Genomic DNA, 13,475 nt, shown 5'->3' on the forward strand with positions numbered 1-13,475 from the left:
GGCGGGCCCCGCCCGCCCCGGTCGCGGCGCACGCCTCACCCCGTCGCGTCCGATGCGGTGCGGGCGCGCTCCCTGCTCCGTACGGTGTCGGCGGCCGTGCGGAAGCCGGGGGGCGGGGCGGCGGGCTGCGGTTCGGGGGCCGGGCGGCTGCCGCCCCGGGCCAGGAAGTCCGCGAGGGGCAGCGTGGCGGCGCCGACCGTCACGGCGTCGGGACCCAGGCGCCCCATCTCGATGGTGGTGCGGGCCGCCGCGTGGCGCAGCGCGTACTCCTCGGCGTAGCGGCGGATGTCGGGCAGCAGATGAGGGCCGATGAGCAGGCCGGCCCAGCCGCCGATGAGGATCCGCTCGGGCAGGAAGAGGTTGATCAGGTCGCCGAGGGCGGCCCCGAGGCATTCGGCGGTCTCGTCCAGGAGGGAGACGGCCAGCGGGTCGGGGTCCGCCCCGCCGTCCGGGTAGGCGGCGGCGAGCAGGGCGGCGAGCGCGGTCTCGTCGTCGGCGTCGGCGGGCAGCGGGCCGCCCGCCTCGTGCCAGCGCCGGCGCATGGCCTCGGCCCCCGCGTACGCCTCCAGGCAGCCGATCGAGCCGCAGCGGCAGCGCCGGCCACGCAGCTGCACGGTGGTGTGGCCCCATTCGAGGGCCATGCTGTCGCGGTCGTCGTCGAGCAGTTCGCCGCGGTTGACGCAGGCGTTGACGCCGGAGCCGATGAGGGCGATGGCCGAGGCGCCCGCGCCCCGTCCGCCGCCGAACCACATCTCCGCCTGGCCGAGCGTCTTGGCGCCGTTGTCGATGAAGAAGGGCACCTCGGCGGGGACCTTGACGGCGTCACGGAGCAGCCGTTCGAAGGGGACGGCGCTCCAGTCGATGGTCTGGCCGTGGACGACCGAGCCGACGTCGCCGATCGCTCCGTCGGGGGCGTCGCGCTCGATGATGCCGGGGACGCCGATGCCGATGCCGAGCAGTGAGCGCGGGTCGGCCCCCGCGTCGCGCAGGACGTCGGCGACGCCGCTGCGGACATGGCCGACGATGCGGTCGACGTCGTAGCCGTGCTGGGCCAGCAGCCGTTCGGTACGGGCCAGCTCGGTGAGCGCGAGGTCGAACAGCTCGACCCTGATCCGGGTCTCGCCGATGTCGATGCCGACGAGGAGCCCCCCGCCGGGGGCGACCCGCAGCAGCGTGCGGGGGCGGCCGCCGTCGGAGTCGACGACTCCGGCCTCCTCCAGCAGGCCCTCCGCGACGAGTTCCGCAACAACGTTGCTGATGGAACCCGAGCTCAGCCCGGTGGCGGGACCCAGCTCCTGGCGGCTCAGCGGGCCGTCGAAATACAACCGTTGCAAAACCCGGGCCCGGTTGCCCCGTCGCAGGTCACGCACGGTCCGTCTGTTGCGCTCAGCCATGTGGCTCCTTCCCTTCCCGCAACATACCGCGACCGCGGGACTTGACGCGACCTTCTCTCACCTCTTAAATCACGTCATAAATTAAGCCCTGAAGGCCGTTCGGTTCCCGGACACGGCCTTCCTCCCCGGAAAGGGGCCATCCCGTATGCGCACCATCAGAGCCGCAGCAGCCGCCACCCTCGCCGTCTCCATCGCCGCCGGAGTCACCGGCTGCGGCGGGGGCACGTCCTCGGGCGGCAGCAACGATTCGCCCAAGACCCTCACGTACTGGGCGTCCAACCAGGGCCCCAGCATCGAGGCCGACAAGAAGATCCTGACCCCCGAGCTGAAGAAGTTCGAGGAGCAGACCGGCATCAAGGTCAAGCTGGAGGTCGTGCCCTGGGCCGACCTGCTCAACCGGATCCTCGCCGCCACCACGTCCGGTCAGGGCCCGGACGTCCTCAACATCGGCAACACCTGGTCCGCCTCGCTCCAGGCGACCGGCGCGCTGCTCCCCTGGGACAAGGCGAACTTCGACGCGATCGGCGGCCGGGACCGCTTCGTCGACTCCGCGGTGGCCTCGGCCGGCGCCGAGGGCAAGGACCCGTCCGCGGTGCCGCTCTACTCCCTGGCGTACGCCCTCTACTACAACAAGAAGAGCTTCGCCGAGGCCGGCATCAGCAAGCCGCCGGCCACCTGGGACGAGCTGGTCGAGGACGGCAAGAAGCTGTCCAAGAACGGCAAGTGGGGCCTGGGCGCGGAGGGCTCGAACCTCTCCAACAACATCCACCAGACCTTCGTCCTGGGCCAGCAGCACGGCGCGGACTTCTTCGACGCCGAGGGCAAGCCGACCTTCACCTCCGACGGCGCCGTCGCGGCCGTGAAGCAGTACATCGACTTCATGGCCAAGGACAAGATCATCGCGCCCGGCAACGCCGAGTACGCCCAGAACCAGTCCCTGACGGACTTCGCCAAGGGCAAGACCGCGATGGTGCTGTGGCAGGCCGCGGCCTCGACCTTCGCCTCCCAGGGCATGAAGCCCGAGGACTGGGGCGCGGCCCCCGTGCCCGTCGCCTCCGGCACCCCCGGCCAGGGCAAGAACGTGAACTCGATGGTCGCCGGCATCAACATGGCGGTCTTCAAGAACACCAAGAACCTCGACGGTGCCAAGAAGTTCGTGAAGTTCATGACGAGCGACGCCGAGCAGAAGCTCCTCAACAAGACCTACGGGTCCATCCCGCCGGTCAAGACCGCCCAGGCCGACGCCGCGTTCTCCGCGCCCGACCTGGCGGTGCTGCGCGACACCCTGGCCAAGAGCGCCGCGCCGCTGCCGCAGGTGCCCAACGAGTCGCAGTTCGAGACCGCCGTCGGCACGGCCGTCAAGGAACTGTGGGCCGATGCCGCGGCCGGACGCCCCGTGACCACCGAATCCGTCAAGGCGCGCCTCGAAAAGGCCCAGCAGACGATGCAGCAGTAAGGCAGCTTCATGACCGCCACCGTGACCACCGACCACCCGAAGCGGACGTCGGGCGGGGTGACGAGCCGGGGCACCGGGGGTGCGCGCAGGAGACTGCCGCGCATCCCCGACCGGATCCGCCAGGGCGGACTGCCCTATCTCCTGCTCCTGCCGGCCGTCCTGCTCGAACTCCTCGTCCATGTGATCCCGATGATCATCGGGATCGTGATGAGCTTCCGCCAGCTCACGCAGTTCTACATCAACAACTGGGGCGGGGCGCCCTGGAGCGGCTTCGACAACTTCAAGGTCGCCGTCGACATCAACGCCCCGATCGGCGAGGCACTGCTGCACTCGTTCTTCGTGACCTGTGTCTTCACCTTCTTCGCCGTCGGCCTGGCGTGGCTGTTCGGCGTCGCGGCGGCGATCATGCTCCAGGAGAACTTCCGCGGCCGCGGCATCCTGCGGGCGATCTTCCTGGTCCCGTACGCGCTGCCCGTCTACGCGGCCGTGATCACCTGGGCGTTCATGTTCCAGCGGGACAACGGGCTGATCAACCACGTGATCCACGACCAGCTCGGGCTCACCGACCAGCCGTCGTTCTGGCTGATCGGGGACAACAGCATCTACGCGCTGATCATCGTCTCGGTCTGGAAGGGCTGGCCGTTCGCCTTCCTCATCGTGATGGCCGGCCTCCAGAACATCCCGCGCGAACTGTACGAGGCCGCCTCGATCGACGGCGCCGGCATCTGGCAGCAGATCCGCAGGATCACGCTGCCCTCGCTCCGCCCGGTCAACCAGGTCCTGGTCCTCGTCCTGTTCCTGTGGACGTTCAACGACTTCAACACCCCGTACGTGCTGTTCGGGAAGGCGGCGCCGGAGAACGCGGACCTCATCTCGATCCACATCTACCAGTCGTCGTTCGTCACCTGGAACTTCGGCACCGGATCCGCGATGTCCGTCCTCCTGCTGCTGTTCCTGCTGCTCGTGACGGCCGTCTACCTGTTCGTCACCTCGCGCGGAAGGAAGGGTTCCCATGCCTAGTCACGCCCAGCCGGCCGCGCTGCCGGCCCAGCGGGGAACGCGCTCGCGCCCCCGTTCCCGCACCCGTTCGCCGATGGCCGCGCCGCAGTCCTTCCTGTGGACCCGCCGCGTCATCCTGACGTTCCTGGCGCTCTTCGCGCTGCTGCCCGTCTACGTCATGATCAGCAGCTCGCTCAAGCCGCTCCAGGACGTGTCCGGGAAGTTCCACTGGATCCCGTCCGGGCTGACCGTCAAGCCGTACTTCGACATCTGGAAGACCGTCCCGCTCGCCCGCTACTTCGTCAACTCGCTGATCGTGGCGGGCACGGCGACGGTCCTCTCGGTGATCATCGCGGTGTTCTCCGCGTACGCCGTGAGCCGCTACAAGTTCCGCGGCAAGCGCGTCTTCACCGTCACGGTGCTGTCCACCCAGATGTTCCCGGGCATCCTCTTCCTGCTGCCGCTGTTCCTCATCTTCGTCAACATCGGGAACAGCACCGGGATCGCCCTGTACGGCTCGCGCGGCGGCCTGATCCTCACGTATCTGACCTTCTCGCTGCCGTTCTCCATCTGGATGCTCATCGGCTACTTCGACTCGATCCCGAGGGATCTGGACGAGGCGGCACTGGTCGACGGATGCGGACCGCTCGGCGCCCTGTTCCGGGTCGTCGTCCCGGCCGCGGTGCCCGGCATCGTCGCCGTCGCGGTGTACGCGTTCATGACGGCGTGGGGCGAGGTCCTGTTCGCCTCCGTCATGACCAACGACACCACCCGCACCCTCGCCGTCGGGCTCCAGGGCTACGCCACACAGAACGACGTGTACTGGAACCAGGTCATGGCCGCCTCGCTCGTCGTCAGCGTGCCGATCGTCGCCGGGTTCCTGCTGCTCCAGCGGTATCTGGTGGCCGGCCTCACCGCGGGAGCCGTCAAGTGACCGCAACGGAAAGGAATCCGGTGAACGACCTCAGCGCCCTCCCGGCCGGCTTCACCTGGGGCGTCGCCACGGCCGCGTACCAGATCGAGGGAGCCGTGGCCGAGGACGGCCGCGCCCCCTCCATCTGGGACACCTTCTCCCACACCCCCGGGAAGGTGGCCGGCGGCGACACCGGCGACGTGGCGTGCGACCACTACCACCGGGTGCCGGAGGACATCGCCCTGATCAAGGAGGTCGGGGCGGGTGCCTACCGCTTCTCGATCGCCTGGCCGCGCGTCGTCCCGGGCGGCGACGGCCCCGTCAACGAAGCCGGTCTCGACTTCTACGACCGTCTCGTCGACGGCCTCCTGGAGTCCGGGATCACCCCCTTCGCCACCCTCTACCACTGGGACCTCCCCCAGTCCCTCCAGGACCGGGGCGGCTGGACCGTACGCGAAACCGCGGAGCACTTCGCCGCGTACGCCTCGGTCGTCGTCGACCGGCTCGGCGACCGGGTCAAGGACTGGGCGACCCTCAACGAGCCGCTGTGCTCGGCGTGGATCGGCCACCTCGAAGGCACCATGGCCCCGGGGCTCACCGATCTGACCGCCGCGGTCCGGGCCTCCTACCATCTGCACCTGGGACACGGCCTGGCCGTCCGCGCCATCCGCGCCGCGTCCCCGGACGCGCGGGTCGGCATCGTCAACAACCTCAGCCCGGTCGAACCGGCCACCGACCGCGAGGCGGACCGCGCGGCCGCGGTCCGCGGCGACGGCCACACCAACCGCTGGTGGCTCGACCCGATCCTCGGCCGCGGCTACCCGCAGGACATGCTCGATCTGTACGGAGTCGAACTCCCCGTCCAGGACGGCGACATGGAGCTGATCTCCGCGCCGCTGGACTGGCTCGGCGTGAACTACTACTTCCGCCAGGTCGTCACCGCCGACCCGGCCGGGCCCGTCCCGCACGCCAAGCAGGTCTACCTCCCCGGCTCCCGCCACACCCACATGGACTGGGAGGTGCACGCCCAGGGCCTGGAGGAACTGCTGCTGCGCCTGACCGAGGAGTACGGCGTCCAGCGCCTCTACGTCACCGAGAACGGCTCCGCCTACCAGGACGTCGTCCTCCCCGACGGCTCCGTCCACGACCCCGAGCGCACGCGCTACCTGGAGGAGCACCTCTCCGCGTGCGCCCGCGCCGTCCGCAAGGGCGCCCCGCTGGCCGGCTACTTCGCCTGGTCCCTCCTCGACAACTTCGAATGGGCCTACGGCTACGACAAGCGGTTCGGCCTCGTCCACGTCGACTACGCCACCCAGCGCCGCACGGTGAAGACCAGCGGCAGGCGCTACGCCGAACTGATCCAGGAGGCCCACGCCCACCGCAACCGCAGAGCCTCCTGACCCCTCCCCGCGAGGGCCCCCACCACCCCCGGCCGCGACGGACCACCGCCGCCGCCGGGGGTTTCGGGGTGCCGGAAGTCCCGGGCGACGGACTCATCATCCGTCGGCCCGGGGCTCCGCCTCCGTCGGAGCGGTCCCCCTGTCCGTCACACCGGCGCTCGTCCCCGCCCTGCGTCAGCCGCCCTCCGCATCGGCCTCCGGCTCATCGCCCGCCCCGTGCCGGGCCTGCAGGCGTGCCACCCGTTCGTCCGACGCGATCCTGAGCCGTTCCGTCTCCGCTTCGAGGGTGTCCTTGCGGCGCTGGGTCGTCGCCTCCAGCTTCGCCCGGGCCACGGAGGCCGCGGCGGTCACGGAGGCAGCCACGGCCCCGCCGGCGAGGATCTCGTTGATCAGCCCGGCTTCGGACTGCCGCGCGAGCGCCTGGGCGGCCGATTCGACGATGCCGGTGGGACCGGTGCCGTCGGTCGTCACGACGTCGTCGGCCGGTCGGTGGGGCACACGGACGGACTTGGTCTGGAGGACGTCCTCGTCACAGGGGGCGTGCGGGCGGGGCCGGGCGTCCTCGGACGGCCCGAACTCCGTTATCTCGTAAGGAAATCCCAGCGTCTGCGCGAACGAACGGGCGATGGGAGCGGCCTGTTCGTCGAGGTGGATCACGGCGGTCAGATACCGCTGTGCGGCCACCCAGTCGGTGGCCAGGGCACTGTCGGCCGCGGCCGTCAGGAGCCGCCGCACGGTGGTCCTTACGGCGTCGTCGGTGAGGTCGGTCGTCCGGTCCAGCGCCGCCCGGAGATCACGGGCGACGGCATCCGCCCGATCGGTTGCGTCCATACGGACAGCTTCCCCCGGGACGGGCGGCCGGAACAGGAGAAGCCCGGTATCCGGCCGCCCTCACTCCGGCTCGTCCGCCTCCCCCACGGCGGCCGGCCAGTGCTCCAGGAGGTAGTGCAGGGCCTCGACACCGCGCTCCCAGGACGTCTGGACGGAGCGGGCCGCACCGAAGCCGCCCGCCGCCTCCAGGGCGGCGAAGCCGTGGAAGGTGCTGCGGAGCAGGCGTACGGCGTCGGTCAGGTCGGGTTCGGTGAGTCCGTAGGCGCGGAGCATGGACGCCGTGGTGTCGAGGGTGCGGTGGTACGCGGGGGACGCGGCGACGGTCTCCGGGTCGACGCGCGTCTGCGTGGCCCGGTACCGGCCGGGGCACTCCAGGGCGAAGGAGCGGTAGGCGTCGGCGAAGGCGGTCAGCGCGTCCTTGCCGGCCCGGCCGGCGACGGCCGCCTCGATACGGTCGATGAACTCGCCCGCGGCCAGCAGGGCCACCCGGGTGCGCAGGTCCTGGAGGTTCTTCACATGGGAGTAGAGGCTGGCGTCCTTGACACCGAAGCCGCGGGCCAGGGCGGAGATGGTGACCCGGTCGAAGCCGATCGAGTCGGCGAGATCGGCCGCCGCCGCCACGACCCGGTCGGTCGTGAGCCCCGCGCGTGCCATTCCTTACCCCCACAGCCGTGCTGCCTAGACCCCTTAGCTTTGTCCCGAATATACACAGCCGGATCCGGACCGCCCGGCCGGGAACGCCTTCGGCCCGCGGCGGTCACGGGGTCGCGCCCGCCGCGGGCCGGTGCACCGCGCCGACAGCGGGGAGTGGGACGGCACGGGCAGTTCCGGGAAGACGGAGAGCGCTCTCCTCCCCAAGGCCGATGAAAGGCCGGCGCACGGCCCGGCCGACGGTCCCACCCGCCGGCCCATCCCCTCCATTCGGCCGGGAGAGCGCTCTCCCTCGTCATGTCAGTGTCGCGTCGGGGCCGAGGGAGTGTCAAGGGAACGGGCGGGCCGGGCGGCGGTGCGCGTCCGCGTCGCCGAACAGGCCGTCCCGGTTCCCCGTATCCATACTGGACAACGCGGCGCCCCCGCGCCCCTCCCCCGGCGGCACCGCCGCCTCCCCCGACGGATTGCAGGTGTGGACCCATGAGCGGCACTGCGCAGATCGGCGTCACCGGGCTCGCGGTGATGGGCAGGAACCTGGCCCGCAACTTCGCCGGCAACGGCTACACGGTCGCCGTGCACAACCGGACGGCGGCCAAGACGGACGCACTGGTCGCGGAGTTCGGCGAGGAGGGGGCGTTCGTCCCGGCGCACACGCCCGAGGACTTCGTCGCGGCGCTGGAGCGCCCGCGCCGGCTGGTGATGATGGTCAAGGCGGGCGAGGCGACGGACGCGGTCATCCAGGAGTTCGCCCCGCTGCTGGAGGAGGGCGACATCCTCATCGACGGCGGCAACGCCCACTTCGAGGACACCCGGCGCCGGGAGAAGGAGTTGCGCGGGCGCGGGATCCACTTCGTCGGCGCGGGCATCTCGGGCGGTGAGGAGGGCGCGCTGAACGGACCGAGCATCATGCCGGGAGGCAGCGAGGAGTCGTACGCGGCGCTGGGGCCGATGCTGGAGAGGATCTCCGCGAAGGCCGACGACGGCGCCCCGTGCGTCACGCACATCGGTCCGGACGGCGCCGGGCACTTCGTGAAAATGACGCACAACGGCATCGAGTACGCGGACATGCAGCTCATCGGCGAGGCGTACCAACTGCTCCGCGATGTCGCCGGATACGAGCCGGCGCGGATCGCGGAGATCTTCCGCACGTGGAACACCGGACGCCTGGACTCCTATCTGATCGAGATCACCGCCGATGTCCTGGCGCACGTCGACGCGGCGACCGGCCGGCCCTTCGTGGACGTGGTGCTCGACCGGGCGGAGCAGAAGGGCACCGGCCGCTGGACCGTGCAGATCGCCCTGGATCTGGGTGTTCCGGTGTCGGGCATCGCGGAGGCGGTCTTCGCCCGCTCGGTCTCCGGTCACGCCGCGCTCCGCGCGGCCTCCCGCCATCTCGCCGGGCCGTCGCCCCGCCCGCTGGACGAGGACGACGCGGCCGCCTTCGCCGACCGGGTCGAACAGGCGCTGTACGCGTCCAAGATCGTCGCCTACACGCAGGGCTTCCACGAGATCGCCGCGGGCAGCGAGCAGTACGCGTGGGGCATCGACCTCGGAAAGGTGGCCGCGATCTGGCGCGGCGGCTGCATCATCCGGGCGGCGTTCCTCGACCGGATCACCCGTGCGTACGAGGAGCGGCCGGACCTGCCGAGCCTGCTCTCCGACCGGGGCTTCGCCGAGGAGATCGCCGCCGCCCAGGACGACTGGCGCGCGGTCGTCGCGACCGCCGCCGCCCAGGGCGTCCCCACTCCCGCCTTCGCCGCCACCCTCGCGTACTACGACTCGCTGCGCGCCGACCGCCTGCCCGCCGCCCTGACCCAGGGGCAGCGCGATTACTTCGGCGCGCACACGTACCACCGCACGGACCGGGAGGGCACGTTCCACACGCTGTGGGGCGGTGACCGGAGCGAGGTCGAGCGCTGACGGCCGCCGGGGGGCGCCGGCTCAGCCCGTGCTGTCAGGGCGGCGGTGCACGCTCACCGCGTAGCCGCCGCCGTCGTAGGGCGCGGCGTCCCAGGTGGCGAAGCGGTCCACGGGGGTGAGGCCGGCCGCGGCGCAGGCGGCGTCGTAGTCGGCGAGGGTGAGGGCGGGCGGAACGGGCAGGTGCGCGGCGTCCAGGCCGAAGCCGGCGACGAGGAGACCGCCGGGGCGCAGGGCCTCGGAGAGCCGGCGGACGACGGTGGATTCGGTGCCGGGGGCGAGGAGGGCCATCACATTGCCCGCGGCGACGACGAGGTCGAAGCCGGGGGCGATTCCGAGGGCGGCCGGGTCGAGGGTGGCGAGGTCGGCGTGGAACCAGGGCAGTGCGGGTGCCTGCTTGCGGGCGACGGCCAGCATCGAGGCGTCGACGTCCACGCCGGCGCAGTCGTATCCCAGTTCCGTGAGCCGGATCGCGACCCGGCCGGTGCCGCAGCCGGCGTCCAGCACACGGGCCCCTGCGGGCACGAGGGCGGCGCAGAGGCTCGCCTCGCCGTGGACGTCCTTGCCGCTGCGGGCCAGGGCCGCGAAGCGGGCGGCGTAGTCCTCTCCCGAGGTGTCTCCGGTCAGTTCCGTCCAGCGGTTGCTCATGCGGCCCACTGTAGACGGGCCGCGCGACGGCCCGGAGGAGCGGCACCGTTCGCTCCTCCGGGCCGGGCGGGAGGGGGTCAGCAGCTCCCGAGGTCCTGCCAGACCCCCCATTCGCCGGTGGAGCCGGGGGTCTCGTTCTGGGTCCACCACTTGGCCTTCCAGGTGTGGCCCGCGTACGAGACGGTGGCGCCTCCGGTGTAGACGGACCCGCTGTTCCACGCGGCGGCGGTGCAGGTGCCGGTGGGCGGGGGTGTGGTGGGCGGCGTGGTGGTGGGCGGGGTGACGCCGGCGAACCGCACGGCGTACTTCGCGAAGTCCCAGTCGGACTGGGCCACGCTGCTGCAGGTGCCGGAGGTCTTGCCGTTGTTGTCCGGCGGGGTGCACTGACGGTCGCGGTTGAGGGACCAGAAGGTGAAGCGGTCCATGTGGTGCGTGGTGGCGAAGTCCAGCACGGTCTGGAAGTCGGCCTGGGTGAAGTACTCACCGGTGTCGCTGCGGCCGTTCATGCCGGAGAAGCCCTCGTGGGCGTACGCGGTCGCCTCGTCCCAGCCGAAGGTGGAGCGCAGGATCGCGTTGAAGTTGGTGAGGGCACCGGTCTGGGCGGCCGCCCCGTTGAAGCCGCCGTCGAAGGGCATGATGGAGAAGTTGTTGGGCGTGAATCCCTGCGCCTTGGCCTCGTTGAGCATCTGCTTGCCGAACCAGCCGGTGCCGTCCGCGGTGGCGGCGGTGGTGACGGAGACGTAGAGGCCGGGGTTGTTCTGCTGGAGTATCTTGGCGGCGCCGATCTCGCGGGCGATGGCCGCCGTGTTCTCGTACTCCGGCTCCTCCAGGTCGAAGTCGATCGCCTTCAGCTGGTACTTGGTGATGACCTGCTGGTACGCGGCCGCGGTGGACGCGGCGTCGGAGCAGGTCTGGCCCAGTTTGGTGCCCCCGTATCCGCCGGCGGAGACCGAGACGTCCCCGCCCTTGGCCCGGATGGCGGCGACGACGGAGGCCACGGCGGTGTCGGTCGAGACGGGCGAGGTCCCGTCCCAGGTCGGGCTGCACCCGCCGCCGTTGGGGGCGAGGACGAACGCCAGCTGGAACGCCTTCAGCCCGGAGGCGTCCATGATGGCGCCCGCGTCGGGCGGATTGTTGTCGTGGGGCATCAGATAGGGCGCGGCGGCGTACCAGCGGGTGCTGAGCGCGGTGTCGGCCGCGGAGGCTCCCGAAGCCTGCTGGGCGGCGAAGGCGGCGAGGCCCGCGGTGGCCAGCGCGGCCGTGACCGCACCACTGAGCAGAGCGCGAAGACGCTTCATAGGGGCTCCCGTCGGAAGAAGGTTCCGCCAGAATCGAAGCGTGACGCATTCACGTCAATGCGTTGGCCTAGACCATTGCTCAGTCTTGAAGATTGCGGGTCGAGGCGCCTCCCCGCGCCCGGGTGCGGACCGCCCCGGACACCCCCGATCCGGCCGGCGGCCGCCCGCGCCCGGTGTCAGGCGATCCGCTTGAGGAGTTCGTCGGCGAGCGGGGCCGACGACGCCGGGTTCTGGCCGGTGACCAGGTTGCGGTCGGCGACCACGTGCGGGGCCCACGGCTCGCCCTCCTGGAAATCGGCGCCCACCTCCACCAGACGGTCCTGGAGCAGCCACTTGGCCCGGTCCGCGAATCCGGCCTGGCGCTCCTCGGCGTTGGTGAATCCGGTGAGCCGGTACCCGGCGAAGGCGTTGGTACCGTCGCCCCGCACCGCGGCGAGCAGGGCGGCGGGGGCGTGGCAGACGACGCCGAGCGGCATCCCCGAGTCCAGCGCCCGCACCAGCAGCCGGCCCGAGTCCGCGTCGACCGCCAGATCCTCCATCGGGCCGTGGCCACCCGGGTAGAACACGGCCGCGTACTCCGCCGGGTCGACCTCCTCGAGCTTCGACGGCGTCCGCAGTTCCGTCATCGCGGCCAGGGTCGCGGCCACCCGGTCGGCGTTCTCCTGGCCGCCGTTGGCCTCGGCGGCCAGACTGCCGGCGTCCGCCTGGGGCACCACGCCCCCGGGTGTGGCGACGGTGATCCGGTGGCCGGCCGCCGTGAACCGCTCGTAGGGGGCGACGGCCTCCTCCGCCCAGAAACCGGTCGGGTGGACCGTGCCGTCGGCCAGGGTCCAGTGGTCGGAACCGGTCATCACGAAAAGGATCTCTGCCATGTCACGCCTCTCGGTGGCCGGGGCGCGCGACGCCCCGGGGTGGTGTGCGCCGGGCGGTCCGCCGGTGGACCGCCCGCGCGCCGACGCCGTCGACCGTACGGCCCGAGACCTCTGCTCCTCCAATAGGATCGGCCGCATGAGCGATAGGGAATCCGATGGGATGACGGGAATGCGGCAGACGGCTGCTCCCGGCCCGCCGGACCTCCCCCTGCTGCGGACGTTCCTGGCGGTCCACCGTGCCGGATCGTTCACCGGGGCGGCGCGTCTGCTCGGTCTGTCGCAGCCCACTGTCACTGCCCAGATCCGTTCCCTGGAAAGGCAGTTGGGACGTGAGCTGTTCGAGCGACGGGCCCGGGGCGTGGTCCCGGTGCCGTACGCGGACACCCTCGCCTCCCGGGTCGGCGCCCCGCTCGACGCCCTCGCCGCAGTCACGGGCGACGACGCCTCCGACACCCCGCCGGAGCCCGGCCCCGTCCAGCTCGCCGGACCGGCCGAACTGCTCTGCGTACGCGCGCTTCCGGCGCTCGCACCGCTGGTGGCCGAGGGCGTACGCCTGCGGGTGACACCGGGCCTCACGGATCAGCTCCTCGACGAGCTGCGCGCCGGCCACCACGATCTGGTGATCGCCACGACCCGGCCGCGCGGACGCGCGCTGAGCGCGGCTCCGCTGATGGACGAGGAGTTCGTCCTGGTGGCGGCACCGGACACCGCCGCCCGCGCCGGGGGCGCACCGGCCGTCGCCGCCGACGGCCCGGCCGCCCTCGACGCGCTGCCGCTGGTGACGTACGCGGAGGACCTGCCGGTCGCCCGCCGCTACTGGCGCCATGTGTTCGGCAGGCGCCTCGGCCGGACGGCAGCCGTGACCGTACCCGATCTGCGCGGGGTGCTGGCCGTGGTCCGCGCGGGGACCGGCTTCACGGTGCTCCCCCGCTACCTCTGCGCCGAGGAGCTGGCCTCGGGAGCACTGGTGCTGCTCGCCGACCCCGAGGACCCGCCGATCAACACGGGCTATCTGGTGCGCAGACCCGGTGCGTCCGCCAACCCGCACGTCGAGCGGGTGAGCGAGCTCCTGCTGCGCGCGGGGCGCGGCTGGTAG

The 13,475-nt window shown here is 71.7% G+C and carries 12 protein-coding genes; 6 read left to right on the top strand and 6 right to left on the bottom strand.

Annotation, left to right across the window (positions count from 1 at the left end; genetic code table 11):
* Positions 1-35: 35 nt before the first annotated feature.
* Positions 36-1,394 (bottom strand): ROK family protein, encoded by a 1,359-nt coding sequence (locus ACFVDM_RS30130; protein ID WP_383647599.1) that lies wholly within the window; start codon positions 1,392-1,394, stop codon positions 36-38.
* Positions 1,395-1,539: 145 nt separating this feature from the next.
* Between ACFVDM_RS30130 and ACFVDM_RS30135 the strand changes: the two genes are divergently transcribed.
* The 4 genes from ACFVDM_RS30135 to ACFVDM_RS30150 all read left to right on the top strand — a co-directional run bounded on the left by ACFVDM_RS30135 (position 1,540) and on the right by ACFVDM_RS30150 (position 6,162).
* Positions 1,540-2,850 (top strand): ABC transporter substrate-binding protein, encoded by a 1,311-nt coding sequence (locus tag ACFVDM_RS30135; protein WP_383647603.1) that lies wholly within the window; start codon positions 1,540-1,542, stop codon positions 2,848-2,850.
* 9 nt (positions 2,851-2,859) lie between these two features.
* Positions 2,860-3,870 carry a carbohydrate ABC transporter permease gene (locus ACFVDM_RS30140; RefSeq protein WP_383647606.1) on the top strand — a complete coding sequence of 337 codons (1,011 nt, stop codon included), beginning with the start codon at positions 2,860-2,862 and terminating at the stop codon, positions 3,868-3,870.
* A gap of 73 nt (positions 3,871-3,943) precedes the next feature.
* On the top strand, positions 3,944-4,783 hold the full coding sequence (locus tag ACFVDM_RS30145) for a carbohydrate ABC transporter permease (protein WP_383648035.1): 840 nt from the start codon (positions 3,944-3,946) through the stop codon (positions 4,781-4,783).
* Between the two features lie 20 nt (positions 4,784-4,803).
* Entirely contained in the window at positions 4,804-6,162 is a 1,359-nt protein-coding gene (locus ACFVDM_RS30150; RefSeq protein ID WP_383647610.1) for a GH1 family beta-glucosidase, read from the top strand.
* 174 nt (positions 6,163-6,336) lie between these two features.
* On the opposite strand, the gene ACFVDM_RS30155 is transcribed toward ACFVDM_RS30150, so the two are convergent.
* Together ACFVDM_RS30155 and ACFVDM_RS30160 are read right to left on the bottom strand one after the other, a co-directional pair.
* Positions 6,337-6,993, bottom strand: coding sequence for a hypothetical protein (locus ACFVDM_RS30155; protein WP_383647614.1), 657 nt, complete (start codon positions 6,991-6,993; stop codon positions 6,337-6,339).
* A gap of 60 nt (positions 6,994-7,053) precedes the next feature.
* Entirely contained in the window at positions 7,054-7,647 is a 594-nt protein-coding gene (locus tag ACFVDM_RS30160; RefSeq protein WP_383647619.1) for a TetR-like C-terminal domain-containing protein, read from the bottom strand.
* A gap of 477 nt (positions 7,648-8,124) precedes the next feature.
* Here ACFVDM_RS30160 and gndA point away from each other — a divergent pair, with 477 nt between their 5' ends.
* On the top strand, positions 8,125-9,564 hold the full coding sequence (gene gndA, locus ACFVDM_RS30165; RefSeq protein ID WP_383647622.1) for an NADP-dependent phosphogluconate dehydrogenase: 1,440 nt from the start codon (positions 8,125-8,127) through the stop codon (positions 9,562-9,564).
* Between the two features lie 21 nt (positions 9,565-9,585).
* Here the strand turns inward: gndA and ACFVDM_RS30170 are convergent, their stop codons facing one another.
* From ACFVDM_RS30170 to ACFVDM_RS30180, 3 genes are all read right to left on the bottom strand, one after another.
* Positions 9,586-10,209, bottom strand: a complete 624-nt coding sequence (locus tag ACFVDM_RS30170) for a class I SAM-dependent methyltransferase (protein ID WP_383647627.1) — start codon at positions 10,207-10,209, stop codon at positions 9,586-9,588.
* 77 nt (positions 10,210-10,286) lie between these two features.
* Entirely contained in the window at positions 10,287-11,507 is a 1,221-nt protein-coding gene (locus tag ACFVDM_RS30175) for a chitinase (RefSeq protein ID WP_383647632.1), read from the bottom strand.
* A gap of 176 nt (positions 11,508-11,683) precedes the next feature.
* Positions 11,684-12,379: a type 1 glutamine amidotransferase domain-containing protein gene (locus ACFVDM_RS30180; RefSeq protein WP_383647638.1), complete on the bottom strand. Its 696-nt coding sequence runs from the start codon at positions 12,377-12,379 to the stop codon at positions 11,684-11,686.
* Positions 12,380-12,515: 136 nt separating this feature from the next.
* Between ACFVDM_RS30180 and ACFVDM_RS30185 the strand changes: the two genes are divergently transcribed.
* Entirely contained in the window at positions 12,516-13,475 is a 960-nt protein-coding gene (locus ACFVDM_RS30185; RefSeq protein ID WP_383647644.1) for a LysR family transcriptional regulator, read from the top strand.

Origin of the sequence: Streptomyces sp. NPDC057682, assembly GCF_042799575.1 — a bacterium.
GTDB lineage: Bacteria > Actinomycetota > Actinomycetes > Streptomycetales > Streptomycetaceae > Streptomyces.